The sequence below is a fragment of the Paraburkholderia oxyphila NBRC 105797 genome, assembly GCF_000685075.1.
GTDB classification, from domain to species: domain Bacteria; phylum Pseudomonadota; class Gammaproteobacteria; order Burkholderiales; family Burkholderiaceae; genus Paraburkholderia; species Paraburkholderia oxyphila.
In genome coordinates this window covers 93,758-119,583 of sequence record NZ_BAYD01000004.1, presented here as the reverse complement: position 1 = coordinate 119,583, position 25,826 = coordinate 93,758, and the positions used below count along the sequence as shown (strand labels likewise).

General features: G+C 64.8%; 26 protein-coding genes and 1 pseudogene. 19 read left to right on the top strand and 8 right to left on the bottom strand.

Features of this window, described 5'->3' with window-relative positions; genetic code table 11:
- Positions 1-10 precede the first annotated feature (10 nt).
- On the bottom strand, positions 11-754 hold the full coding sequence (phbB, locus tag BO1_RS03365; protein ID WP_043283663.1) for an acetoacetyl-CoA reductase: 744 nt from the start codon (positions 752-754) through the stop codon (positions 11-13).
- Positions 755-1,191: 437 nt separating this feature from the next.
- On the opposite strand from phbB, the gene BO1_RS03360 reads away from it, so the two are divergent.
- The 7 genes from BO1_RS03360 (at position 1,192) to BO1_RS03330 (ending at position 8,717) form a co-directional block, all read left to right on the top strand.
- Entirely contained in the window at positions 1,192-2,616 is a 1,425-nt protein-coding gene (locus BO1_RS03360) for a YeiH family protein (protein WP_028216341.1), read from the top strand.
- Between the two features lie 509 nt (positions 2,617-3,125).
- Entirely contained in the window at positions 3,126-4,058 is a 933-nt protein-coding gene (locus BO1_RS03355) for a TauD/TfdA dioxygenase family protein (protein ID WP_028216340.1), read from the top strand.
- 33 nt (positions 4,059-4,091) lie between these two features.
- Entirely contained in the window at positions 4,092-5,120 is a 1,029-nt protein-coding gene (locus tag BO1_RS03350; RefSeq protein WP_028216339.1) for an ABC transporter substrate-binding protein, read from the top strand.
- Between the two features lie 28 nt (positions 5,121-5,148).
- Positions 5,149-5,949, top strand: coding sequence for an ABC transporter ATP-binding protein (locus BO1_RS03345; RefSeq protein ID WP_028216338.1), 801 nt, complete (start codon positions 5,149-5,151; stop codon positions 5,947-5,949).
- Between the two features lie 11 nt (positions 5,950-5,960).
- Positions 5,961-6,770: an ABC transporter permease gene (locus BO1_RS03340; RefSeq protein ID WP_028216337.1), complete on the top strand. Its 810-nt coding sequence runs from the start codon at positions 5,961-5,963 to the stop codon at positions 6,768-6,770.
- A gap of 10 nt (positions 6,771-6,780) precedes the next feature.
- Complete coding sequence (locus BO1_RS49505; protein WP_043283659.1) at positions 6,781-8,403, top strand: FAD-dependent oxidoreductase; 1,623 nt, start codon at positions 6,781-6,783, stop codon at positions 8,401-8,403.
- Complete coding sequence (locus tag BO1_RS03330) at positions 8,400-8,717, top strand: 4Fe-4S dicluster domain-containing protein (RefSeq protein WP_028216336.1); 318 nt, start codon at positions 8,400-8,402, stop codon at positions 8,715-8,717. The genes BO1_RS49505 and BO1_RS03330 overlap by 4 nt, the downstream gene beginning before the upstream one ends.
- 120 nt (positions 8,718-8,837) lie before the next feature.
- Here BO1_RS03330 and BO1_RS03325 read toward each other — a convergent pair whose 3' ends face one another.
- Complete coding sequence (locus BO1_RS03325; protein ID WP_028216335.1) at positions 8,838-9,440, bottom strand: nitroreductase family protein; 603 nt, start codon at positions 9,438-9,440, stop codon at positions 8,838-8,840.
- Positions 9,441-9,562: 122 nt separating this feature from the next.
- Complete coding sequence (locus tag BO1_RS49500) at positions 9,563-9,778, bottom strand: helix-turn-helix domain-containing protein (RefSeq protein WP_322788516.1); 216 nt, start codon at positions 9,776-9,778, stop codon at positions 9,563-9,565.
- Between the two features lie 229 nt (positions 9,779-10,007).
- Here BO1_RS49500 and BO1_RS03315 point away from each other — a divergent pair, with 229 nt between their 5' ends.
- Complete coding sequence (locus BO1_RS03315) at positions 10,008-10,292, top strand: type II toxin-antitoxin system Phd/YefM family antitoxin (RefSeq protein ID WP_028216334.1); 285 nt, start codon at positions 10,008-10,010, stop codon at positions 10,290-10,292.
- A complete protein-coding gene (locus BO1_RS57055; protein ID WP_028216333.1) occupies positions 10,292-10,630 on the top strand; it encodes a type II toxin-antitoxin system RelE/ParE family toxin in 339 nt (112 codons plus the stop codon). Before BO1_RS03315 ends, BO1_RS57055 begins: the two co-directional genes overlap by 1 nt.
- A 294-nt stretch (positions 10,631-10,924) precedes the next feature.
- On the opposite strand, the gene BO1_RS61955 is transcribed toward BO1_RS57055, so the two are convergent.
- A complete protein-coding gene (locus BO1_RS61955) occupies positions 10,925-11,458 on the bottom strand; it encodes a DUF6515 family protein (protein ID WP_407669896.1) in 534 nt (177 codons plus the stop codon).
- Between BO1_RS61955 and BO1_RS58795 the strand changes: the two genes are divergently transcribed.
- Positions 11,390-11,590, top strand: a complete 201-nt coding sequence (locus BO1_RS58795; protein ID WP_156992094.1) for a hypothetical protein — start codon at positions 11,390-11,392, stop codon at positions 11,588-11,590. The genes BO1_RS61955 and BO1_RS58795 overlap by 69 nt on opposite strands.
- On the opposite strand, the gene BO1_RS49485 is transcribed toward BO1_RS58795, so the two are convergent.
- Complete coding sequence (locus tag BO1_RS49485) at positions 11,572-12,477, bottom strand: DUF2092 domain-containing protein (RefSeq protein WP_167338309.1); 906 nt, start codon at positions 12,475-12,477, stop codon at positions 11,572-11,574. The two genes, BO1_RS58795 and BO1_RS49485, sit on opposite strands and share 19 nt — an antisense overlap.
- A gap of 374 nt (positions 12,478-12,851) precedes the next feature.
- On the opposite strand from BO1_RS49485, the gene BO1_RS03285 reads away from it, so the two are divergent.
- Together BO1_RS03285 and BO1_RS03280 are read left to right on the top strand one after the other, a co-directional pair.
- Positions 12,852-14,054, top strand: a complete 1,203-nt coding sequence (locus tag BO1_RS03285; protein WP_028216332.1) for a CaiB/BaiF CoA transferase family protein — start codon at positions 12,852-12,854, stop codon at positions 14,052-14,054.
- Between the two features lie 2 nt (positions 14,055-14,056).
- Positions 14,057-14,953, top strand: coding sequence for a citryl-CoA lyase (locus BO1_RS03280; RefSeq protein ID WP_084687747.1), 897 nt, complete (start codon positions 14,057-14,059; stop codon positions 14,951-14,953).
- A gap of 42 nt (positions 14,954-14,995) precedes the next feature.
- Here the strand turns inward: BO1_RS03280 and BO1_RS03275 are convergent, their stop codons facing one another.
- Complete coding sequence (locus tag BO1_RS03275; protein ID WP_028216330.1) at positions 14,996-15,751, bottom strand: IclR family transcriptional regulator; 756 nt, start codon at positions 15,749-15,751, stop codon at positions 14,996-14,998.
- A 199-nt stretch (positions 15,752-15,950) separates the two neighbouring features.
- Between BO1_RS03275 and BO1_RS60940 the strand changes: the two are divergent.
- The 7 genes and pseudogenes from BO1_RS60940 to BO1_RS03240 form a co-directional block, all read left to right on the top strand.
- Positions 15,951-16,340, top strand: a pseudogene (locus tag BO1_RS60940) (heme-binding domain-containing protein); the annotation flags it as partial.
- Between the two features lie 61 nt (positions 16,341-16,401).
- On the top strand, positions 16,402-16,749 hold the full coding sequence (locus BO1_RS60935) for a hypothetical protein (RefSeq protein WP_028216328.1): 348 nt from the start codon (positions 16,402-16,404) through the stop codon (positions 16,747-16,749).
- 339 nt (positions 16,750-17,088) lie between these two features.
- On the top strand, positions 17,089-19,416 hold the full coding sequence (locus BO1_RS03260; RefSeq protein ID WP_028216327.1) for a TonB-dependent hemoglobin/transferrin/lactoferrin family receptor: 2,328 nt from the start codon (positions 17,089-17,091) through the stop codon (positions 19,414-19,416).
- A gap of 66 nt (positions 19,417-19,482) precedes the next feature.
- A complete protein-coding gene (locus tag BO1_RS03255; protein ID WP_028216326.1) occupies positions 19,483-20,577 on the top strand; it encodes a hemin-degrading factor in 1,095 nt (364 codons plus the stop codon).
- Entirely contained in the window at positions 20,574-21,551 is a 978-nt protein-coding gene (locus BO1_RS03250; RefSeq protein ID WP_028216325.1) for a heme/hemin ABC transporter substrate-binding protein, read from the top strand. Before BO1_RS03255 ends, BO1_RS03250 begins: the two co-directional genes overlap by 4 nt.
- Positions 21,548-22,645 (top strand): FecCD family ABC transporter permease, encoded by a 1,098-nt coding sequence (locus BO1_RS03245; protein ID WP_028216324.1) that lies wholly within the window; start codon positions 21,548-21,550, stop codon positions 22,643-22,645. The genes BO1_RS03250 and BO1_RS03245 overlap by 4 nt, the downstream gene beginning before the upstream one ends.
- Before the next feature lie 54 nt (positions 22,646-22,699).
- Positions 22,700-23,536 (top strand): heme ABC transporter ATP-binding protein, encoded by an 837-nt coding sequence (locus BO1_RS03240; RefSeq protein WP_028216323.1) that lies wholly within the window; start codon positions 22,700-22,702, stop codon positions 23,534-23,536.
- Positions 23,537-23,591: 55 nt separating this feature from the next.
- Here the strand turns inward: BO1_RS03240 and BO1_RS03235 are convergent, their stop codons facing one another.
- Positions 23,592-24,614 (bottom strand): LacI family DNA-binding transcriptional regulator, encoded by a 1,023-nt coding sequence (locus BO1_RS03235; RefSeq protein ID WP_028216322.1) that lies wholly within the window; start codon positions 24,612-24,614, stop codon positions 23,592-23,594.
- A gap of 98 nt (positions 24,615-24,712) precedes the next feature.
- A complete protein-coding gene (locus BO1_RS03230; protein ID WP_043283653.1) occupies positions 24,713-25,816 on the bottom strand; it encodes an ABC transporter ATP-binding protein in 1,104 nt (367 codons plus the stop codon).
- Between the last annotated feature and the right edge of the window lie 10 nt (positions 25,817-25,826).

Genomic DNA, 25,826 nt, shown 5'->3' with positions numbered 1-25,826 from the left:
GGCGCGACGGTCATTGCATGTGCTGGCCGCCGTTGATGGGGATATTCGCGCCGGTCACAAAGCCTGCCTCGTCCGAGCACAGGAACAACACGAGCGCCGCAACTTCATCCGGGTTGCCGAGGCGCCCCATTGGAATCTGCGGGAGGATCTTCGTGTCGAGAATCTCCTGAGGAATGGCGGTGACCATCTTCGTCGCGAGATAGCCCGGTGAGATGGTGTTCACCGTCACCCCCTTGCGGGCGACCTCGAGCGCGAGCGCCTTGGTGAAACCATGCATGCCCGCCTTCGCAGCCGCGTAGTTCGTCTGGCCCACGGCGCCCTTGGATCCGTTCACCGACGAGATATTGATGATACGGCCCCAGCCGTGCTCGACCATGCTGTCGCACAGCGGCTTCGAGATATTGAAGATCGAATCGAGGTTGGTGCGCAGCACCGCGTCCCAATTGACCTTGTCGAGCTTCTTGAAGGTCATGTCGCGCGTGATGCCCGCATTGTTGATCAAAATGTCGACGGGGCCGAGTTCATTCTTGATCTTCTGCGCGCCGCGCTGGCACGAATCGTAGTCGGCCACGTCGATGGAACAGGCGTGGAAATCGCGGCCCGTCTCTTTCATTCTGGCCAGCCAGTCCTTTGCGCCTGCGTTGTCCGGCGAGTGGGTGACGGCGACCCTGTATCCCGCGTCGTACAGCCGTACGCTGATTGCCTCGCCGAGACCGCCCATTCCACCCGTTACCAATGCGCTACGATTAGTCATGCTATCTATCCGAAAGGAAGGTGTTGCAGAAATTCAGGTGGCGCTCCGCAACGGGTCTCCACTTCTGACCCGGGCCGACTTTCTCGCCCACCGGGCGAAGATCGAAGGCACGCGCACATGCGCAACCCTGGTGCGACGAGTATAGGGGCACACCTGTCGCGAGCTAACGCATTTGTTTTGTATAGCTTATTAGTGTGGCGCGTGCCGGATTCGTGTGCCGCCACACGTCATTCCTCATTCGAAACTCGTGACTGCTCTCTCCTCGAACACGAGGTGGGCAGATAGCCGAGATATGCAAAGGTGAATAAATTATTTCAGATTCAGTGCACCTGGAATCCATACTGATCTGCGCGCGAGCGCGACAAACGCGGATTGCGCACCTCGGTGGGTACGTCAACGTTTGCAAATAGCGATCAACGAATGGGCAGGGTCACATCATGAGTCATACGTCGATTGCCGGAAGCGCCGGCAACGGTGGAGCCGCAAACGCGGCGTCGGTGCAGGAGCGCCGCGGGCCGTGGGGAAACGAGGACTGGTGGGCCGTCGCCGTCGGCCTGTTTGCGATCGCCGTCGCGTATGCGCTGTTCGCGTCCGGCAGCAGTATCAAGGTGCTTGCCGTCACGCCCGCGCGATGGTCGGACTCCGGCGCCCTCGCGCACGATGCCGCCGCGCACGCGAGAGGCTACCTCGCGCTCTTTGCAGCCTTCGCCATCGTCTTTTCGGTCGCCATCGCGGCGCTCGGCTTGCCGGTCGTGCGATTCGTGGCGGGGTTCGCGGTCGTGTTCGCCGTGTCAGCGTTGATTTTCGCGCTTGCCGCGTGGAGTCAGGCAAACCGCTACAACCTGGAGGCGCCGTTGATCGCGCTGGTGCTGGGTCTGATCGTCTCCAACCTGTTCAAGGTCCCGGCATGGCTCGCCCCTGCGTTGCGGGTGGAGTTCTATATCAAGGTCGGTATCGTGCTGCTGGGCGCGACGTTGCCGTTCACGCTGATCGTCTGGGCAGGACCCGTGGCCATCGGGCAGGCGACCATCGTCTCGCTTGCGACGTTCTTCGTGATCTACGGCGTGGCGCGCGCGCTGAAAATCGATCAGCGCTTTGCCGCCGTGCTTGGTGTGGGCGGCGCGGTGTGCGGCGTATCAGCAGCCATTGCGATTGCCGGCGCGGTGCGCGCACGCCGCGAGCAGGCCTCGGTGGCGATCACGCTCGTGGTGGTCTGGGCCATCGTGATGGTGTTCGCTCTCCCGGCGCTCTCGCGTGTGCTTGGACTGCCGACCGGTGTCGCCGGCGCGTGGATCGGCACCTCCGAGTTCGCCGATGCCGCGGGCATCGCCGCTGCCCAGGCATACGGAGACTTTGCGCGCCACGCCACGGGCGCCGTGGCCGGTGCGCCCGATGCGGCGCTGCAGGCGTTCGTGTTGATGAAGGTCGTGGGCCGCGACATCTGGATCGGCATCTGGGCCTTCGCGCTCGCCATTGTCGCCACCACGCGCTGGGATCGCGACACGGACGCCACGGTGCAGACGCGCACGGGCGCAAAGGAAATCTGGACGCGGTTTCCGAAATTCGTCATCGGATTCGCGGTCGCGTCGGCGCTGGTCACCGTGGTCGCTTCTCACTACACCCTGGCCGAATATCGCAGCGTCGTCACCCCGGCATTCGTGGCGCCGATCGTCGCATTGCGCACGTGGGCCTTCACGTTCTGCTTTCTCAGCATCGGATTGACCACGCGTTTCACGGCGCTCTCGTCAACCGGCCTGAAACCGCTCGCGGCGTTCGCCGCCGGCGTGGCGGTCAACGTGGTGATCGGCTATGTGCTCTCGGTGCACGTATTCGCCCCGTACTGGCTCGCGCTCGGACAATGAACGCGCATGCTCCAGCGGTGCGCGCGGCCCGCGCCTGCGACGCCTCATCCGGGACTTGCGCGCGCTGCGCGCATTGGGCCGACGATCGGGCACTGCTCGAAGCGAGCATGCCCGGACTGGCTTCTTTCGGTTCCGCCTACGGCTCGAGTATGGGGGCGAGCCGGTTGTGCATGCGCCATGATCGCCTGACGATGCCCGCCGACCGTTGCGCGGCCTTCGTGGACACGCAGGCGCGATAAGATCGCGCACGGCGACGCAAGCTGGACGACGCCACGTTCTCGCGTGGAGGCCGCCCGCCACAACGTCTTTGATTCGCCATGCCGCACCGGAACGCCGGAACGCCGGAACGCCGCGTAACGTTTGACTATAGAAAACGACCGCGGGCAAGGCAAATGATCGATTCGTCAATGCAACGCATGCGTACGTTGAAGAGCGTCCTTCAATTGCTTCGTTGCATGAGTGGCAGCGCCGATGGTTTGATGTTCCCAGCCTTGACCACGGAGGACTCAATGAGCACGGTACTGAAGCCATCCCAACCTGAAGCCGACGCCGATCAGGAACTGCACGTACGTCGCTACAAACCGCTGATCGGAGCGGTGATCGAGAACGTCGATCTTTCGAAGCCGTTGAGCGAATCGAACCGGCAGGCACTACGTCAGGCGCTCGTCGATCACGGCGTGATCTTTTTTCGCGAGCAGACCCTCACGCCCGCGCAGCACGTGGCGCTCGCGCGCATTTTTGGCAATCCGATCCGCAAGAACATCTATTTGCCTGCCGTGACGGACTTTCCCGAGATCGAGGTCATTGCGCACAGCGACAGCACGCGTTCAGGCGGCACGGACAACTGGCACGTAGACGTCTCGTGGCAGCATCAGCCACCCAAAGCCACTGTCCTCCACGCACAGGAGATCCCCGAGGGCGGCGGTGGCGACACGATCTGGTCCTCGGCGGCGGCGGTCTACGACTTGCTCGATGCCGATCTGGCCCGCTACTTCGAGAAGCTGAGCGCAGTAAACACCTTCATCGCCTCGCCGAAGAAGGGCGCACTTGCCGAGTTGCTGAGCGGATACGACATTCCGGAAGGCAGCGAGGAGAACAGCGTGGAGGCAGGTCTGGCGCGCGTGCGCGACGCCGCGCAGAAATATCCGCCCATCGAGGTGCCGGTGATCAAGACGCACCCGGAAAACGGCCGCAAGCTCGTGTTCGTCAACGAGGGACATACGAGTCATTTGCTCGGTGTTTCCAAAACTGCGAGCCAGAACCTGCTCAACTATCTGTATGACCTCGTCAAGACACCCGAGGTCCAGGCACGTTTCGAATGGCGGCAGGGCGATGTTGCGATTTGGGACAACCGTCAGGTGCAGCACTACGCGGCACGCGACTACGGGTCCGCACGGCGACGCATTCATCGCATCACGCTCGAGCACGACGGCGCGTTCTAAACGGGACATATCGCCTCTGACACGGAACCTCACATGAAACGCTGGCGCTTTCCTGATTCAATACGCTTCGGTATCCTCTATATTTCGGCGACGGTCGCCGGGGCGGCGTCAATGCCGACGTTCGCGCAGACGCCGCAGAAGCAGGAGCTGCGTTACCAGGGGTGGGCGAGCAAAGTGCTGTATCCCGAGCTGGCCGAAGACCTCGGCTATCTCGCGCCCATCAAGCTCAAGTGGGTGGGTAACACGACGAGCGGGCCGCAGGACATTCAGTCGGCCGTGACGGGCGACGTCGATTTCGGCGGCGCGTTCAACGGCTCGATCGTCAAGCTCGTTGCCGCGCACGCGCCTGTGAAGGCCGTGATTGCGTTTGTCGGCGCCGACAAGCAGACCAATGGTGGCCTGTTCGTGCGCGACGACAGCCCCATCAAGGGGCCGCGAGACCTGATCGGGCGCCGCGTTGGCGTGAACACGCCCGGTGCGTATGAGCAGTACGTCGTGACCGCCTGGCTGCAGAAGGCGGGCGTCTCGCAGGCCGACATCGACAAGGTGGTATTCGTCGCGGCACCGCCCGTGAATCTCGCTCAATTGCTCAAGCAGAAGCAGCTCGATGCCGTGTTTCTGGAGGATATCGTGAAGGACAAGCAACTCGCGCAGGGCGGGGCGCGACTGCTCACGACCGATTATCAGCTTTTCGGGTCGTTCGGGTACGCGAGTTATCTGTTCACGGATCGCTTCATCGCGCAGAACCCTGATACGGTGCGCAAATTCGTCGAAGGCACGGCACGCGCGATCGAATGGGCTCGCACCACGCCACGCGCACAAGTCGTGGCCCGGCTCCACAAGATCATCGAGGCGCGCCATCGCAATGAAGACGCCACCATCGTCGACTACTGGAAATCGCCCGGCCTGGGCGGCAAGGGCGGGTTGATCGCATCCAGCGATTTCACGACGTATATCGACTGGTATGTGAACAATGGCGTGCTCAAAGCCGGGCAGGTTAAACCAGGCGATATCTATTCGAATCAGTTCAATCCGTTCAACCAGAAAGTCGCGAGCCAGTGAAGCGGCGCCATCACGCGAGGAAAGCGCAATGAGTGCATCGATCAGCGTGCGCAACGTGGTCAAAGGGTTTCATTTGAATCGGCGGGGGCATTTTCTCGTGCTCGAGGATGTTTCCTTCGAGGTGGCGGCCGGTGAGTTCGTCGCGCTGGTGGGGCCCAGCGGCTGTGGCAAGACGACGCTGCTCGACCTGATTGGGGGACTTGCGCGGGCGGATCGCGGCAAGATCCTGATAGGCGGGCGCGAGATAGACGGACCCGGGCTCGATCGCGGCATCGTTTTCCAGCAATACGCGCTCTTGCCCTGGAAAACGGCGCTCGGCAATATCGAGTTCGGGCTCGAAGCGAGAGGTATCGCCAGGCGTGAGCGTGCCGGGCGCGCGCGGCGCTTTCTCGATCTCGTTGGTCTGGGAGCGTTCGCCGATCGCTATCCGCACGAGCTTTCGGGCGGCATGAAGCAGCGCGTGGCGATTGCGCGCGCACTGTCCTATGAACCCGAAGTACTGCTGATGGACGAGCCTTTTGCGGCCCTCGATGCGCAAACCCGCGAAGGTCTGCAAGAAGAACTGTTGCGCATCTGGCAGCGCACGGGCACGACGGTCGTATTCATCACGCACTCGATCGACGAAGCCATTTATCTGGGCCAGCGCGTGCTGGTGATGGCCGCCGGACCCGGCCGCGTCACGCACACGCTACCGGTGCACGTGCCGCGCGGCGAGCTCTCGGACGACATTCGGTCGACGCCGGAATTCGTGCGCTTGCGCCATGAAATCTGGCAGTTGATTCGTCAACGTCGCGGCAACGCGCATTGGCAGGTCGCGCACGCGGCATGAGGGGAGTGACCATGAGTACGTTGTCTGTCGAATTCAAGCGCGGCTTTTCAGCCACGTCTATGGGCGCGGTGGCCTGGCGCGCGGCGCGCGGCAGCATTGCCTTGATCGCGTTTCTTGCGCTCTGGGAAGTGTTGCCGCGCACGGGATGGGTGGACGCCACGTTCCTGCCGCCGTTCTCCGCCGTGCTGCGCGCGTTGTTCGAGATGGCCGTGTCGGGCGAACTCGGCGCGAACTTGCTGGCAAGCGCCGCACGCGCAGCGAGCGGATTTGCGATCGCCGTGGCGATTGGCGTGCCGTTGGGGCTCCTTATCGGCTGGTATCGCACGCTTGCGGATCTGCTCAATCCATTGCTGGAAGTTTTTCGCAACACGGCGCCGCTCGCGTTGCTGCCCGTGTTCGTGCTCGTGCTTGGCATGGGTGAGACGTCGAAGGTTTCGATGGTCGTGTATTCGTGCCTCTGGCCTGTCGTGCTCAATACGGTAAGCGGTGTGCGCAACGTCGATCCGCTGCTCGTGCGTTGCGCGCGCTCGATGGGCCTGGGCTCGCTGCGCCTGTTCGTGAAGGTCGTGCTGCCCGCTTCGGTGCCCGCGGTGTTCACGGGCATTCGCATCGCGGGAGCGTACTCGATACTGGTGCTGATCGCCGCCGAAATGGTGGGCGCGAAGGCGGGGCTCGGCTATCTCGTGAATTACTCGCAATATACGTTCGAAATTCCGAAGATGTATGCGGGTATCGTCACGCTCGCGGTGCTCGGGCTGACGTTCAATCATGCCGTGGTGTTCGTCGAACGGCGTCTCACCGCGTGGCAAGGTCATCGATAAGGAGCACGCCATGACGAACCAAAGAGCCGCGGTGACGGCATCGTTCGCGCAGGCCTGGTACGAAGCCGACGTCCTCGTGATCGGCGGCGGCCCGGCGGGCGCGTGGTCGGCCATTGGCGCGTCGGCGCGCGGCGCGAAGGTCGTGCTCGCCGACAAGGGCTTTTGCGGAACCTCGGGCGCCACCGCGCCATCGGGGACGGCCGTCTGGCACGTCGCGCCGGAAAACAGCGCGCGCGAGCTCGCGAAGGCGAGCCGCTTCAAGCTCGGCGGCGAGCTTGCCGAGCAGGTGTGGATGGATCGCGTGCTCGAGCAAACTTGGGTCAACTGCGAGCAGCTCGCACAGTGGGGCTACCCATTTCCTGTCGACGAAACAGGGCTTGAGCGTCGTATCTCCCTGCAGGGCCCCGAATATATGCGTCTGCTGCGCAAGCAGGTGAAAGCCAGCGGCGCGCGCATTCTGGACCAGAGTCCCGTGCTGGAATTGCTGATCGACGAGTGCGGCGTGGTCGCGGGCGCCGCGGGCGTGCATCGTCAATCGGGCGACACGTGGGTCGCGAAGGCGGGCAGCGTGATCATCGCCACGGGCGGTTGCGCATTCCTGAGCAACGCGCTTGGCTGCAACGTCCTGACCGGCGACGGGCAGTTGATGGCGGCAGAAGCGGGCGCGGAATTTTCGGGCATGGAATTTTCGAATGCGTATGGATTGGGGCCCGCCTTCGGCTCGGTGACGAAATCGCTGTTCTATACGTGGGCAACGTTCTACGACGAAGCAGGCAGCGTGATCGAAGGCGCGGGCTCGTCGCACGGCCGTGGCGTGATCGCGAAGACGCTCGAAACGCAGCCCGTGTACGCCTGTCTCGACCGCGCCGACGAAGACATTCGGGCATGGATGCGGCGTGCCCAGCCCAACTTCTTTCTGCCCTTCGACCGGCGCGGCATCGACCCCTTCACACAGCATTTCCCCGTGACGTTACGGCTCGAAGGCACGGTGCGCGGCACGGGCGGCCTGCATCTCGTCGACGAAACGTGCGCGACGTCCGTCGAGGGGCTTTACGCGGCCGGCGACGCGGCTACGCGCGAGCTGATCTGTGGCGGCTTCACGGGCGGCGGCAGTCACAACGCGGCGTGGGCCATGTCGTCCGGATTCTGGGCCGGGGCAGGTGCCGCCGATTACGCACGTACGCAACGGCGGGCGGGCGCCACTCGCCGGCTGCATCGGGCGGGCACGGTCGCGTTGCGCGATGGTGCGAGCCCAGTGACTTTCGATAGCGATGCCGTGATTCGGGCCGTGCAGCAAGAGGTATTTCCCACGCAACGCAACTGGACGCGCCGAGCGGACCTGCTCGAAGATTCGCTTACGCGCCTCGACGCGCTGTGGCGCCACGTGAGCGGTGCACGCGCGGCGCCAGGGGCGCGCGAGGCCGTGCGTGCGCGCGAAGCGGCCGCGATGCTCGCGAATTCGCGCTGGATGTATCGCAGTGCGTTGCAGCGCAAGGAAACGCGCGGCATGCATCGGCGACGCGAATATGCGGCCGCCGATCCCGCGCAGCGTCATCGGCTGTTGAGCGGCGGGCTCGATGAGGTGTGGGTCGAGCGCCTGCACCGGGAAGCCGGCGTGGGAGCGGCCGCATGATCGAGATCGTCGATACGTCGCTTTGTACGGCCTGCAATATTTGTGTGCGTGCGTGCCCGACGAATGTCTTCGATGCCGTGCCAGACGGCGCCCCACGAATTGCGCGTCAGCAGGACTGCCAAACCTGCTTCATGTGCGAACTCTATTGCCCTGAAGACGCGCTCTTCGTCGCATCGGAGCCTGCAGCTTGCGCGGAACTCACAGTGAATCGCGCGCTGGTGGGGAGTTATCGCCGTGCGGTGGGGTGGGGCCGGAATCGGCAATCCACGGCGGCCGACGACGCGAGCTACGAGTTGTTGACGCGGGCGCGCTGAGCGCCGCGCGACGCGTTTTGGAAAGCGAAGCGCGTCGCGCCCGAAATCAGGAAGCGACGCGCTATGCGTTTTCCGGCAGGAAGTGTTGGCAACGGGCCCAGGCAGGGCTCGTGCGCAGTGTCATTCGACGAACGCAAATTGGCCTTCGGCGGAAATCGCAGCCAGCGGCAAGCGCCCGTTCGGCACTTCCCGGGCGCGCAGCGTTTCGTTCAACTGCGCAGGGTCGCCGGGGCGGCCTATCGCCAGAGCGGCTTCAACGGCGTAGTCGTCGGGGACGGCGAGCTGCTCGCGAATCCGCTCGTGCTCGATGCCCGCGAGCCCGTGCGCTTTCCAGCCGGAGAGGCTGGCCTGGAGCGCCAGTTGTGCCCACGCGGCGCCGCTATCGAATGAGTGAGTCGCCGAAGTCACGGGATCTTTCGCGCCGGGCGGCACGAAGGTCTTTTTCGACAACACGATCACGATTGCAGCGGCGTGTTGCGCCCAGCCGCGATTGAAATCGTTGAGAAAGCCGACAAAGCGCGACCAGTGCGCGGTACCCCGGCGCGCGTAGACGAAACGCCACGGCTGGGAATTGTATGAAGACGGCGCCCAGCGCGCGGCTTCGAGAAACGTGAGCAGCGTGGCTTCCGGCAGCGTGTCGTCCGAGAAGGCTCGCGGCGACCAGCGGTCGAGAAACTGACGATCGATTGCGTGGTCGGCGGTGCGTTGATTCGATGTGGTCATGTGAGGTCCTATGGGTGCGCGCGAAAAGCAGGGCGGGAGGCCGCGCGTATGCGCCGCTCCTCGATGCGACGAGTATAGGATTGTCCCGTGGAGAAGCTAACGTATTTGTATTGGATTGCTTATTATTGGTTGGCGTTGGCGCGCCGCCGGGAAGCCAGTCCGGACGCGCGGGATGCCCGATATCGCAACACCAGTCGCTCCACCTGGCGACGGCTGATGGCCAGCCGTTTGGCTGCACGCCAGGGCTTGAGCCGAAATTCGTCGATGGCTTCGACGACCTTGAATCGGTCCAGCTCGCGCATGCTCATGCTGATGATCCCGTTATTGCTATTGACCACGATGGACTCCCGCGAGCGCGTCACGAGCTGTCCAGCATGAACGAAAATGACCGCGGACTACGACATTTCTATTTGGCCCAAGTACGACATTACTACTTGGGACCTACATTAAAAACTTCGATAATTTATGTTATGTAAAATCACACTCACGGCACCTACAGCCCCAACTTGCCACCGAACCGTTAATGGTTTGAATTTGGTCCTGTGCGAACCTTCCCTGGAGCGCCTGATGCACCTCGCCGATCATGTAAAGCCAATCAGCTACCTCAAAAGCGAAGCGGCGCAAATCGTAAAGGACCTGACTGAGTCGGGAGAGCCGCTCATCATCACGCAGAACGGCGAGGCGAAGCTCGTCGTCCAGGATGTGCGAACCTACGAATCAACGCAGCAGACGCTCGCGCTCCTGAAAATCCTGGCTATCGGCCAGAAGCAGATCGAGCGCGGGGATCACGTCGATGGCGACGAGTTCTTCGCGGAGCTCAACGAACTCGACCGTCAGGAAAAGTTCCGCTGATGGCGGCACCGTTGCTGAATTACCGCATCCTTCCGACCGCGCGGATCTGCATCGACGAACTCCGAAGCTATGTTGTCCGCACGTTAGCATGGGAAACATGGCGTCAGACATCAGCGCAACTGCAGGAAACGATCACCCAAATCCGCCAGTTCCCCGCTAGCGGTCATGCGCCTGCCGAGCTTGAGGGCTTCCTGGAGGGCGGTTTCCGGCAAGCCTTATCCGGCAAAAACCGGATCATTTATCAGGTCCGTGACAATACTGTTTTCGTTCATCTCGTGGTCGATGCGCGACGCGACCTGCCGTCGCTCCTCGAAAGAATCGTTGTTCGCCTGATGTAAAAAGTTCGGATCGGTGCGGTCGTTCGTTCCTCACAGACGGGCGTGTTCGCGGGTATCGTGACGCGGTTCCTGGGGCGCAGCCCGAAAGACCTGGCCGGCGGTCAGGTGCTCGTATGGAAATTCATGAAACAGCTGCAGACCCGCGTCGAGCATCCGGATAAATCCACGAATGACAACGCCGCCAGGCGCCGTTCGTGTCTGTCGCGTCCACCGGAAATTCCACGCCCCGGTCATCGGCAATGACCGGGACATGACGCACGGAACCGCTTTGCCCCTACGCGCCGGCTTGCATGACTAAGGCGCCGGCACTACGACGTATTGCACCTGAGTGCCGATGTACTGGGGCTGATACCACGTCGCGCCGCATTGCTCGTATGTCGCGCCGCCGACCACCACCGCGCTGCACGAAGGCGGCAGGGTCGCAACCATCGAGCCGACCACCGCCGCGGTTACGCCAACGGTGACGGCTGCCGCGACCGGATCGACATACCACCCGCCGCCCCAGTATGGCGGAGGCGGTGGAGGCGGCGGCCCGGGCGGGTGTGGCCCAGGACCGGGCGGCGGCCCAGGTGGCGGACCGGGCGGATGCGGCCCAGGACCAGGCGGCGGACCGGGTGGTGGCCCCGGCGGATGCGGCCCAGGACCAGGCGGCGGACCCGGTGGTGGCCCTGGCGGATGCGGCCCAGGACCGGGCGGCGGTCCGGGTGGATGCGGTCCCGGTCCCGGTCCAGGCCCCGGGTGCGGTCCTGGCGGTCCGCCATGAAACTGCTCACCGCCGCCATTGAAGCCGGGCCGCGTGAGCTGCCCGCCGCCGAAATTGCCGCCCATTGGATGAATGCTGGTGCGCGCCATGCCGCGGAACGCGAGCGCCGCGGGCGAAGCCAGCACCATCGATGCAACAAGGCTTGCGGCGATCGCCCGCTGTGCGTGATTCACCTTCATCATTCCGCCTCCTCGTAAGGCGGACGATCCGCGGGCTTGAGCTCGATTTGCCGCGCGCCGGGCCGCGGATGAAACACGAATGTCGATGGCGGGAAGGCCGCATTGAGCTTCCAGTGATACGTCACTTCATGGCGCGGACGCGTCGGCTGGGTCGTATCGGTGATGATCATCTTGCACGGCAGCGGTCGGCGCCCTGTCTCGATCCACAGTTCCCAGTCCGCGCCCGCCTGCCGGTAGGCGTAGTGTGTGCAGCTGCGCGTGTCGACCTTCTCCACGCCTAGCGTTTGCGCCGAGCTGATTGCGGCGTCGTCCGACTTGCCGTTGCCCCAATAGAACAGGTCGACGAGCGGCGCCTCGATGTGCCAGTTGGCGGCCAAATCGTGCACGAGCCCGTCGAGCGTGGGTGGCGCGTCGTGCCGCGCATAGTAGCCCTTCTTCTCATTGAAGATCGTGAAGCGATGGCCGTCGTAGACGAGGCCGCGCACATTGCCATTGCCGGTGATGTCGGCGCGCATGCGATCGGGCCGCTTCACCTTGAGCACGGCGTGACGCAGGAGCGCGGCGTTCTGGCCGTTGTCGAGCACGACGTCGGTTGAGGTATCGGCGTCCACCTCGAAGCTACGCAGCGTGCGCAGATACTCGCCCATGGCGTCGAGCGCGTCCGTTGCGCGCGCATCGACATCGGGTGTGCCACCCTCGCCGCCTTGCCCGCCCTCGCCCGGCCCGATGCCGAGGTCGTTGAGCGGCGACGGCACGTTCGATTGCGCGGGCACCGGCTCGCCTTGCGTTTGCGGATGAGCGCAGCCTCCTAGCACGACAGCGCCCATGAGCGCCACGCAAGCCGAGGTCGCGAGCGTTGCCGGCAACGCTCGCGCAATGACTCCAGGGAAGACTTTTTTGTTCACATCGTCTCCTGACTGAAAGGTCGTCGGTTCCGGCCGCCGATTCGCGGCCTGCCGCATTGCCCTGCGCCCTCCCTGCGCAAGCTGGCAATGGTCAGCGAAGCATGGGGATGATGGGGTCCATGCTTCGTACGATTGAGCTTACCAGTGGCTGGCTGGTCGTGACACGAATGCGCCGCCCTGCGCGAGGCCGCGCCCATGCTTTCGTACGCAACGTGGCAGCACAGTGGACGCGAGCGCATCGCGCTCCGTGAAATCCCTGGGCCGATGCTCTAGATGGCTCGCGCTATCATCCGCTCACGTTTTATAGAACGTCGTTCTGCTACGCAGAACGATACAGCTGCGATGCCCTTTTACCTTGTTCAGGAGGCGCCACCGTGAATCAGTTGCCTTTAGCCGGCGTGCGCGTTCTCGACTTGTCGAACGTGCTCGCAGGTCCATTCTGTGCGTATCAACTGGCCCTTCTCGGCGCCGATGTCACCAAGATCGAGCACCCGGAAGGCGGCGATCTGGCGCGCCGCCTCGGCGCCGACAAGGAGGCCGCCGCGCGCAATATGGGCGCCTCGTTCGTGGCGGTGAACGCGGGCAAGCGCTCGATCACGCTGAACCTGAAGGACGCGCGCGGCAAGGCGATCTTCTTCGATCTCGTGAAAAACGCCGACGTGCTGGTCGAGAACTTCCGCCCCGGCGTGATGGATCGTCTGGGTCTTGGATACGATCAGTTGTCCGCAATGAATCCACGCCTCGTCTATTGCGCGATTTCCGGCTTTGGCGATTCCGGCGAGCTCTCGCCACGCCCTGCCTACGATCAGATCATCCAGGGCATGGCGGGCGTGATGAGCGTGACCGGCGACGCCGCAAGCGCGCCGCTGCGCGTGGGCTATCCGGTCTCGGACACAGTGGGCGGGCTCACGGCGGCGTTCGGCATTTGCGCGGCGCTTGTCGAGGCGCGCACGACGGGTCGCGGCCGGCGCCTCGATGTTTCGATGCTCGAAGCCACGCTCGCGACGATGGGCTGGGTCGTGTCGAACTATCTGAACGCGGGCGTGGAGCCCGCACCCATGGGCAACGAGAATTTCACCGCGGCGCCCTCGGGCACGTTCAGGACCGGCGACGGCCTGCTGAACATCGCTGCAAACGAGACGCGCCAGTTCGAGAGCCTGTGCGAGGTGATCGGCCGCCCCGACCTGCCGCGCGACGCACGCTTCGCCGCGCGCCATCTGCGCAAGCAATATCGCGCCGAACTCAAGGCCGAGATCGAGGCCGCGCTCGCGGGCGACGGCGCCGCGAACTGGGAGACGCGTCTGCTCGAACGCGGCGTACCGGTAGGCCGCGTGCTCTCGGTGCCGCAGATACTCGCGCATCCCCATCTGGCCGAGCGGCGCTTCGTGCGCGAGTTCGCTGCCGCAGAGGGCGAGGCCGCGCAGCGCGTGACGCGCGCGGGCCTGCGCCTCTCGGACGGCGACGCCGCGCCCGCCACGCCCGCACCCACGCTCGGCGCGCACACGCGCGAAACGCTCGCGCAACTCGGCTATGACGCCGCGCAGATCGACGCGCTGCATGCACAAGGAGTCATCTGACCATGTCCACGACGAACGACGCATCGGCCCAACCCGCTTCGCCCTCATCGCCCTCCTCACCCGCCGCGCACCCTGCCGATCTCGCCGCGCTGTGCGCCGACTACTGGCGCACGTCGATCATCGACATTCACCCGGGGTCGATCGTCGTACGCGGCTACCCGATCCAGGAGCTCATCGGCCGCGTGAGCTTCCCGCAGATGATCTGGCTGATGCTGCGCGGCGAACTGCCCGGTGAAGGTGAAGCGTCGCTGCTCGAAGCGGCGCTCGTCGCTTCGGTCGATCATGGGCCTCAGGCGCCGTCGATTGCGATTTCGCGCATGGCGACGAGTTGCGGGCTGCCGCTGAATGGCGCGATGGCGTCGGCGCTCAATGCGCTCGACGATGTGCACGGCGGCGCGGGCCAACAGGCGGTCGAACTCTATGAAGCGATTGCCCGGCGCATCGACGCGGGCAGCGCGCTCGAGGACGCAGTCGAAGAAGGCGTGGATGCGTTCATCGCGACACACGGAAAGTATCTCCCGGGCTTCGGGCATCGCTTCCATCCCGTCGATCCGCGTGCCGGGCGGCTGCTCGAGCTTGTGGATGCGCGCGTCGCAGCGGGCATCATCGGTGGACGCTATGCGCAGATCGCGCGGGCAATCGAAGCACTGCTGAAAAAGCGCAAGGACAAGCCGGTGCCGATGAACATCGACGGCGTGACCGCGGTGATCTACGCGGAACTGGGCTTCGCGCCCGAGCTCGCGCGCGGCGTGTTCTGTCTGTCGCGCGCGGTGGGCATACTCGCGCATGCCTGGGAGCAACGCGGGCGCGGCGAGCGCAACAAAGGGCCGATGCCGCGGCAGATCCCATACGCATACACGGGGCCCAGCGAGCGCCATCTCGAACCCGGCGGCACCTGAAACCAGCCGCCCAAACGCACAAGCGGCCCGCGCGCGCAGCGCTCAAGCGCCTGCATTTCCGGCATGTGCGCGCCGTGCGGCACGCAGCGCGCGCGAGTCGCCGCCCAGCGCGTCGGTGGCGCGCGCGGCGCAGTCGAACAGCGCATCGAGATTCGCGTCGATGAACGCGCGATCGATGCGCGAGCTCGGCCCGGCGAGCGTGAGCACGCCGCGCAATGCGCCGTGCACGCCGAACACGGGCATCGACACCCCCGCGGTTTCGCGCTCGCGCTCGCCGATCGACACGCAGTAGAAGTCCTGCCGCGTACGCTCGAACGCCTCGCCCGGCTCGCCGCTGAACGCGAGCAAGGCCCGCCCGCCTGAACCCGTCTCCAGCGGCAGCACGTCGCCCTCGCGCACGTGATGGCGCACGACGTGTTTCGAATCGACGCGATGCAGGCACACGCGCACCGCATTCTCGCGCACGTAGAACGACACGCTCTCCCCACTGGCTTCCATGAGTTCGCGCATGAGCGGCAACAGGATGTCGCCCAGATTGAGGCTGCGTTGATAGAGGGCGCCGAGCGCGAAGGTGGCCGGCCCGAGTTGATAGCGGCCGTCGTCGAGACGCACTAGCAGCCGATGCTGGATCAACGCGCCGGCCAGGCGCAACAGCGTGCTCTTGTAGAGGCCGGTGCGGGCCGCGAGTTCGGCGAGCGTGAGTGCGCCGTCCTCGGGACGGAACGCGAACAGGATGGCGCAAGCGCGGTCGATGACGGCGACGCCTTCTTCTTTTTTGAGCGGACGATCCGCGGGCATGACGATGAATGCTGAGAGGGAAACGCAGCCGATTTTACGCGTTTCCCGTGTGAGCCACGATCGCTGTTCTGCGTTGTTCGGCCCCATCCGCTCGCCGTATGAAACGTCGTGCGGCTTGATATGCCGCAATGGCCAGCTTGCCGGGTATCGGTAGCATCGCACGCTGATCCGGCTGCGTGCCCTCGCCTCTGCTGCCGCCATGTTCCAGGGCATGTGCGGGCCGGATATCCGCTCAGGATTCCCAGGTTTCCTGCAACTCGTGCCCACAATGAAAAAGATCCTCGTCGGCTTGGCCGCGCTTGTCGCGGCCGGCTATCTCGGCCTCAGTGGCATCGCCTGGTATCACGACACGCTCTACGCCGAAAGCGCGGCCGAACAGCCCGCCGCGTCGGCCGACGCCGGACGCATTCGCGACATCCTCGATCGCAACGCGTGCTACTACTGCCACTCGGCAAAGGCCGTCTTGCCGCCCTACGCCGCGCTGCCCGGCATCCGGCAGCGCTCGCAGTACGACATCGACAAGGGCCAGCGATACTTCCGTCTCGACCCGCTGTCGAGCGCGTTGCGCGACGGCACGCCGCCCGCGCAGGCCGATCTCGCCAAGCTCGAGCGCGTGGTGACGAACGACACGATGCCGCCGATGCGCTTTCATGGGCCGAGCCGGGGATTACTTCGCCGCGCGCGGCGATGCGCTGACCGACGCCGACAACGGGCGCGAGAACGTCACGCACGACACGCGCGATCGCCAGTGGTTCAAGGTCCCGGGACTGCGCAACGTGGCGCTCACGGCACCGTATTTCCACGACGGCAGCGTAACGGATCTGCGTGAGGCGGTGCGCAAGATGGCGCAGTATCAGCTCGGCGCCACGCTTTCGGATGCGGATGTCGACGCGCTCACTGCCTTCCTCAACTCGCTCACCGGCGCCTATAGGCCAACCGCAGCGCCAACCGCGGTTCCCACCTCAGCGCCCTCGCCTGCGCTCGCCGCGCAGCCGTAGCCGGTGTGCCTTTGCGTTTCGCACAATTTTCCAGTCTGGCGCCCCCAAGCCGGGCGCCGCCTGTCTTTTGGTCCTGTATAGATTTGCTTTCCAATCAAACTAAACCGGCACATCACTCGACTGTGCGTGGGGTCCAGGCGCTATATACCGCGCGCCGCCGAACGGACAACAGGTATCCCGATATTCCTTTCATTTTCATTGCTTTTGATAATGATTCTCATTACAATTCTCAGCTTGTCAGCGCCGTATGCATTGGACAATGCCAATGCGCGCGCCAGCCAGGCATCGCGTTCGCCCAGCCAGCTTTTCGATCCAAACTCGTGACTGGGAGAACCTTTCTTGCATCCGCTTCATTTGACACCGCGTCGCGTCTGCGCAGCATTCTTTGGTGCCTTCAGCCTCCACGCTACTGCCGGACATGCGGCCGGTATGGTCTCACCCACGGCCTCCTCCGAGGCCGCACCGGCTGCGGCGTCTACTGCCGCCGTGCAGCCAGCACCGGCTGCCATGCTCTTCGCCGCGCGGGGTGTCAACGATCAACTCGACCCTGTGACTGTCACGGCCACGCGTGTCGCCACGCCGGCCAGCCGCACGGCCGCAAGCGTATCGGTCATCACGAGCGAGGATATCGAAGAGCAGCAGGCGAACGACGTCAAGGACGCCCTGCGCTATGAGCCAGGCGTCACCGTGCCGCGCGCTCCGTATCGCCCGACGTCAGCAGCGCAAGGCGGCGGCAGGGACAACGACTCGAGCATCAACATTCGTGGCCTCGAAGGCAATCGCATCCTGCTGATGGAGGACGGCATCCGCCTGCCGAGCGCCTTCTCTTTCGGCCCGCTCGAAGCCGGCCGCGGAGACTACGCCGATGTCGAGACGCTGAAACGCATTGAGATTCTGCGTGGCCCCGCTTCGGCGCTCTACGGTAGCGATGGCCTCACAGGCGCGGTGAATTTCATCACCAAAGATCCGCGGGACCTGCTCGACATCTACGGCAAGAAGACTTATTTCTCGCTGCGGCCAAGCTATGCGTCCGCGGACCGCAGTTTTGGCGGCACGGTTTCAGCCGCGGCCGGCAACGATCTCGTGCAAGGCATGATCATTGCCGACGGGCGACGAGGCCATGAGACAGACACGATGGGCTCGAACAACTCGGCCAGCACGCTGCGCACGACTGCGAATCCGCAGGATACCTACACTGAGTCGCTGCTAGGAAAGATCGTCGTGACGCCAACTGCGCACGACACGCTCAAGTTCACCGCGGAAACGGTGCAACAGCGTATCGACACGAACGTGCTATCGGCCATCAATCCGCCGACGACGCTCGGGCTCACTGACAACAACAAGCTCGAGCGCAACCGGTACAGCCTCGACTACGACTTCTCGGACCGTAGCAATCGCTACCTTCAGACCGCACATTTTCAGCTTTACTATCAGGACTCCTATCAGGACCAGTTTTCGAACGAGAGGCGTGGCAGCTCGCCATCCCGTACACGGGACAACACCTACTCGGAAAACGTCTTCGGCGGCTCGGCGTTTGCCGAAAGTGCGTTCACGACAGGGGCACTCGGGCACAAGCTCGTCTACGGCGCCGACGGCAGCCTCGACCGCGTCAAGAACCTGCGTAACGGCACGGTGCCTGGCGTCGGCGAACTGCCGTTCCCAAACAAGGCGTTTCCCGACACCGACTACACGCTGGTGGGCGCGTTCGTGCAGGACGAAATCGGTTACGGCAAGCTCACGGTAACGCCAGGCCTGCGCTTCGACGCGTACCGTCTCAGCCCTCGCACCGACGATCCGCTCTACGCGGGCACCGCCGTATCGACGAGCGACCACGCGCTTTCGCCGCGGCTTGCCGTGCTCTACCAGATATCGCCTGCGCTGACGCCGTATGCCCAGTACGCACACGGGTTTCGCACGCCCACGCCAGATCAGGTCAATAACAGTTTCGCCAATCCGATTTACGGCTATACGTCGATCGGCAATCCTGACCTGAAACCCGAAACCAGCGACACGATCGAAGTCGGTCTGCGCGGCAAGCTCGGCACAGGCTATGGGGCGCTCCGCTATGGCACGGCAGCCTTCGGCGGCAACTACCGCGACTTCATTACTCAGCGCACCATCGGCGGTGCGGGAACGGCGTCGAACCCGCTTGTCTATCAGTACGTGAACTTCGCAAAGGCACGCATCTACGGATTCGAAGGCCGCGCCGAGTGGGTCATGCCCAACGGCGTGACGCTCAAGACGGCCATGGCCTATACGAAGGGCACGATGCAGAACGAAGGGGAGCCGAGCCAGCCGCTCAACACAGTGAATCCCTTCTCCGCGGTGCTGGGCGTGCGCTTCGAGCCGGGCGAGCGCTGGTTCGTCCAGACCGACCTGCTGTTCCAACTGGCGAAGAGCGAGAGCGACATCGCATCCGGCACCTGCCTCAATGCCCGGCGTCAATCGATCCCCTGCTTCACATCGCCCTCTTCCTTCGTTGTCGACCTGCGTGGAGGCTATCGCTTCACCAAGCACGTCGTCGCGTATCTGGGCGTGTTCAATCTGTTCGACCGCAAGTACTGGAACTGGTCGGACGTACGCGGCATCGCGCAATCGTCGCCAGTACTCGACGCGTATACGGCGCCGGGCCGCAATGTCTCGGTAAGCATGAAGATGGACTTCTGATATCCGGACCCCGCGCCTGTCCGCTACGCCGGTTCTTTATTCAGCCTGCAAAGAAAGGAGATTGCCATGTTGAATTCACTCGCTACCACCACCAGCCGCACCACGCCCGTCGCGCCGCATCTGCTGCGCGAAGATTTCCTGCGCGTCAAGAACGAAAGGAAGCTTCGCAACCGCGAAGCCGCGCAAGCACTCGGAGTCAGCGAAGGCGAAGCGTTGGCCGCGTTTGTCGGCGAACATGTCGTTCGCCTCGAACCGCGCTTCGTTGACCTGTTCGAAGAGATGCCAACGCTCGGCGCCGTGATGGCGCTCACGCGCAACGAGGCCGCCGTACACGAAAAGGATGGCCCGTTCGAGGAGATGAGCCACGACGGTCCAATTGGCCTTGCACTGGGCCATGCGATCGATCTGCGCATCTTCTACAGGAACTGGTCGTCGGGATTCGCGGTGCGGGAGGCAACCGAGCACGGCGCGATGAAGAGCCTGCAATTCTTCGACGCACAGGGCCATGCCGTGCACAAGATATTCCTGCGAGACCACAGCAATCACGCCGCCTTTGATGCCGTGGTGGAACGCTGGCGCATGCGCGATCAGATCGCGGGCCTCGAGGTCGCGGCCGCCCCCGAACCCGCCGCTGCGCGCCCCGACAGCGCCATCGACGTCGCGGGTTGGCGCAGCGCCTGGGCGGCGATGACAGATACGCATCAATTCTTCGGCATGCTGCGCAAGTTCGGACTCGCCCGCACCCAGGCGCTGCGCCTTGCCGCGCACGAATTCGCCTACCCGGTGGCGCCCGATTCGCTCAAGCGCGTACTCGAGAGTGCGGCGGCCACGCAGTTGCCGATCATGGTGTTCGTCGGCAATCACGGCATGATCCAGATCCATACCGGCCCAGTGCGGACGATACGTTCGATGGGTCCGTGGCTCAACGTGCTCGATCCCGGCTTCAACCTCCACGTGCGCGAAGACCGGATCGCGCAAGCCTGGATCGTGAGAAAGCCGACGAGCGACGGGATCGTCACGTCGCTCGAGCTGTTCGATGCGCAGGGCGAGAACGTTGCAATGCTGTTCGGCGCACGCAAGCCCGGCGCGGTCGAACTCGACGGCTGGCGCGCGTTGACTGCAAGCTTGCCTGCGCTTGACCGCGGGGAGGCGCTGGCGTGAGCGCCGCTTCTGTGAATCGCGCCCGGCGTGCGTTCGTGGGAGGCCTCGGGGCGGCGACGCTTTGCGCAAGTGGCCTCGCCGGCTTGACCGGTGTGAGCCTCGCCAATGCGAGCGCCCCGCAGGGCGCCAATGCGCTGCGTAGCGATGCCCGACGTAGCGACGCCCGACGTAGCGACGCCCGACGCGTCGTCGTGATCGGCGGCGCGCTCGCCGAGATCGTCTACGCGCTGAACGCCAACGCCCGGCTCGTTGGCGCCGATACGACCTGTACCTTTCCGGATGCGGCGCGCCGGCTGCCGAAAGTCGGCTATCAACGCGCGCTATCCGCGGAAGGGCTGCTCTCGTTGCGCCCCGACCTCGTGCTGGCATCCGCCGAAGCCGGCCCCCCCGCTGTGCTCTCGCAGATCAAGGATGCCGGCGTAGCCGTGCGGACGTTCGCCGAGGGCCACGACGTCGACACGGTCCGCATGAAGATCGACGGCATCGCGACGGCTCTCGACGCCCAAGGCGCGGGCGCCGCCCTGCGCGCCCATTTCGACCGCGGCTGGCAGACAACCTGCGACACGATCGCTGCGTCACCGCTCGCGCGCACGGCGCGCGCTGGCAAACCGCCGCGCGTGCTGTTTGTCCTGAACCACACGGGCAACCAGGCGCTCGTGGCCGGACAGCATACCGCCGCCGACGCGATGCTGACCTATGCCACAGCCAGCAACGTCATGCAGGGATTCAATGGCTATCGCCCGTTGACAGCGGAGGCGCTCGTTGCGTTGGCACCCGACATCGTGCTGACCACCGACGAGGGCCTCGCCGCAACGGGCTCGCCGAAAGCGCTTCTCGGCGCGCCGGGCTTCGCGGATACACCGGCCGGTCGGGCGCAACGTGTCGTTTCGCTCGACGCGCTCTTGTTGCTCGGCTTCGGTCCGCGCCTGCCGGAGGCGGTCCTGGAACTGCACCGGAAACTGGCTGCCGCATGAGCACGATCCGGTCCGCGAGCCGACTCGCACACGCTAGCGCGACAGAGCGCGCGGCGCGGCGGCGCCGCGCCGCATGGATCCCACTCGCGATACTGGGCATCCTCCTCATGGTCTCGATGCTTGCCGCCGTTTGCACCGGCGCATACCGCGTCACGCCGCTTCAGGTGTTCCAGGCGCTCTGGCCCGGCGCCGCATTCGCACACGATGCCGCAATTGAGCCAATTCGCTCTGTGATCCTTACTATCAGGCTGCCGCGCGTCATGCTCGCGGTTCTCGTCGGTATCGGCTTCGGGGCGGCAGGCAGCGCGTTGCAGGCGCTCTTGCGCAACCCGCTTGCCGACCCGGGCCTGATTGGCGTTTCGAGCGGTGCGGCGCTCGGCGCTTCGGCGTTGATCGTACTCGGGCCGCTCATCGTTGCCGGGGCCGTCGCTCCCGGTTGGCTTCCCGTCGCGGCCTTCGTGGGAGCGCTCGCGGTCTCGGCGCTCGTGTACAGGCTCGCCGCATCGCGCGGGCGGCTCGCGCTTTCGCTGTTGCTGCTCGCGGGCATCGCCGTCAACGCCCTCGCGGGTGCTGGCATCGGACTCCTGACCTATGTGGCCGACGACGCGCAACTGCGCTCGCTCACGTTCTGGAGCCTCGGCAGCCTGGGCGGCGCGCATTGGGGCATGGTCGGCACGGTGCTTCCATTGACCGTGCTCGGTGCAGGCTGGCTCGCTCGTCAGCGCCATGCGCTCAATGCCCTTCAACTCGGCGAAACCGAAGCGCTCCATCTCGGCGTGCCGGTGCATGCGATCAAGCAGCGGGTGCTCGTCGCATCGGCAATGTGTGTCGGTGCACTGGTGTCCTGCACGGGGATGATCGGGTTCATCGGCCTGGTCGCACCGCATTGCGTGCGGCTCGCCTGCGGTCCCGATCAACGCATCGTGATGCCGGGAGCCATGCTGCTCGGCGCCACGCTGACCGTACTGGCCGACCTCGCCGCACGCACGCTCGCCGCGCCAGCGGAAGTGCCGCTCGGCATTTTGACCGCCCTGCTTGGCGCGCCCTTTTTCCTCGTCCTGCTGGGAAAAAGCCGTGGCCGACTGGGGCTATGAACCGACTATCGTACCTGTTACGAGTCGCATGAACGAAGAGGAGTCGAACCCGCCATGCTGATGGTCGATGGACTTAGCGTGTCGCACAGCGAGACGCCGATCCTGCGAAACCTGTCAATGCGCGTCGAGCCCGGCACGCTATGCACCCTGCTCGGCCGTAACGGCGCCGGCAAGAGCACTCTGGTGAAAGCGCTGGCCGGCGAATTCCAGGGGCGTGCACATGCCCGGGCCACGCGCGTGTCCGGGACGCTCACCCTCAATGGGGAACGGCTCGACGCAATCGGCGCACAGCGGCTCGCACGCCTGCGCGCGGTGCTACCGCAAGCCTTCCATCCTGCATTTCCATTCAGTACCGAAGAAATCGTGCTGCTGGGCCGCTATCCGTATGCGCGCCGGGCCGGTGTGCTGTCCGCGCCCGACTACGATATCGCGAGGCAAGCACTCGATCTCGCAGGAGCATCGGCGCTTTCTCAGCGTAACGTCACCACGCTGTCGGGTGGCGAGTTGGCCCGTGTGCAGTTCGCACGCGTTCTCGCCCAGCTCTGGCCCTCCGGGCACGAAGCGCCAGGCCATGGCGGCAGGGTTACGCCCCGCTATCTGCTGCTCGACGAACCCACTGCCGCGCTGGATCTCGCACACCAGCATCACCTGCTCGCAACGGTTCGGCGGCTCGCACGCGAATGGCACATGGGCGCACTCGCGATCGTGCATGATCCTAACCTCGCGGCGCGTCACGCCGACCGCATCGCGTTTCTCGTCGACGGCACGATTCTCGCGCACGGCGCACCGCGCGACACGATGCGTGCGGACCTGATCGAGCGTTGCTTTGGATTTCCCGTACGCATGGTTGACGCCGGTGCAGGCGCGCCGCCGGTGGTCGTGCCTTGCTGAGCAGCCAGCTCGCACGCGGGCGAGAACCAACACCGGACGGTTCGCGGGTTCAGCGTCAGGCGAGTCGCGCGGAGTTCGCCCGCGCGACCGACGCGCGCATCGACACGCTCACTTCGAAGTTGCGCTCGATGTCCCAGTGCGTGCCGTAACACTGGTTGATGAGCCAGCGCACGGCATTGCGCGTGAGCTCGGCGGTCGGAATATGGACCGAGGTGAGCGCGGGCGCCATGTAGGCCGCCGAATAATCGTCGTCGTAGCCGATCACGGAGACATCGTGCGGCACCGCGATGCCCGCCTGCTGGAAGCGAGCGAGTGCCGACATGGCCATCGTGTCGTTCGCGCAGAACAGACCCGTGAAGCGCCGCTTCGAGTCGAGCAACTCGCCTGCCGCCGCATAGCCGCCCTCGGGTGAAAAGTCCGACATGATGAGCGGCACCGCTTCGCGCGCGATGCCATGACGCGCAAGCTCGGCGAAAAAGCCGTCGAGGCGCGCGAGGTTGTCCGACGAGCTCGCCGGTCCGCCAATCGCGGCAATCTTGCGGTGGCCGTGCTCGACGAGCGTGCGCGCGGCCAGTTCGCCGCCGTGAAAGTGGTCGGCGCAGAACGACGCTTCGGGCAACCCGTCGAACACGCGGTTCAGGAATGCCATGCGCGGATGCAGGGCGTGCAGCATCTCGAGGTCTTCGTCGTGCAGGTCGTGGCTGATGACCACCACGCCGTCGCAATCGCGGCCAATCAGAAAGCGCACGGCCTCGACGGCCTGCTCGCGCGGTGAGGACTCGCCGCAGCCCGTGGCCACCACCACATGACGGCCCACCGCGCGCAATTCGGTATCGGTCTCCTTGAGGATGGTGCCGTAATACGAGCCGAAGAAAGTCGGCACGAAAATGCCGATGATGCCGAGCGACTGCGTCGCCATCGCCCGCCCGATGGACGAAGGCCGGAAGTGGAGTTGCTCGATGGCGGCCTGCACGCGCGCGGCGGCCTCGGCCGACACCGGCCCCTTGCCGGAGATCGCCCGGGACGCCGTGGAAAGACCCACGCCAGCCAGCGTTGCCACGTCTTTCAGGGTTGCCACTTCGTGTTTGCCCCTCTGCGTTTTTGTCGTTGCGTTTTTACCCGGGCACGCCTGGCCGTCAGCGTGTTTTCATCTGACGAATCCGCATCCAGCACCGCTCAGAGCCGCAGGCTGCTGGCCTCGTCGAACAGCGAAACGTGCCCGCTGTCGATCTCGAACGGCACGAGCGCCCCGTTCGCGAGCGGGCTCTTGTCCTGGTCGATCGAAGCGATCTGCGAGCCATGATAATCGAGCCAGAGGACTCGGTGGTTGCCCATCGGCTCGACCAGGGTGACTTGACCCTGCAGCGCCTCGCCCCCCGCCGCTGCCTGCGCCGCAGCGGCGGCCCGCACGTCCTCGGGGCGCACGCCGAGCACGCACGGCTTCGCGAGATCGGGCGCACCCTTGAACGCATAGTGCGAGACGTCGACCGAAAGGCGCGGGCCGCGGAACCACAGCTTGCCTTCGTCGGCTTCGAGCACGCCGCGCAGCAGGTTCATCGGCGGCGTGCCGAGGAAGGTCGCGACGAACAGGTTCTCGGGACGCGCATAGACTTGCGCGGGCGTGCCGAACTGCTGGATCACGCCGCCCTTCATCACCGCCATGCGCGTGGCGAGCGTCATGGCCTCAACTTGATCGTGCGTCACGTAGATCATCGTCGCGCCCAGCTGCTGATGCAGTTGCTTGAGCTCGCGGCGCAATTCCGTGCGCAGCTTGGCGTCGAGATTCGAGAGCGGCTCGTCGAACAGGAATACGTCGGCCTCGCGCACCAGTGCACGGCCGATCGCCACGCGCTGGCGCTGGCCCCCCGAGAGCTGTGCCGGCTTGCGCGAGAGCAGCGGACCGAGCTGGAGCATCTCGGCGGCGCGCTGCACGCGACGCTCGATCTCGGCCCGCGGCGTGCCATTGATGCGCAGTGCGAACGAGAGATTGCGCTCGACGTTCATCGTCGGATAGAGCGCGTACGACTGGAACACGAGCGCCACGCCGCGGTCTTTCGGGTCGGCCCATGTCATGTCCTCGCCGGCGATCTCGATGCTGCCGTCGGCCACGTCGATGAGGCCCGCGATGCTGTGCAGCAACGTGGATTTGCCGCAGCCCGAAGGACCGAGCAGCACGACGAATTCGCCCGCGCGCACGTCGAGGTCGAGGTCGTCGATCACCGTGTTCGCGCCAAGCTCGATGCGCAGGTTGCGCACCGCTACGTTTGCCGGATGCGTCATCGTCAGTCTC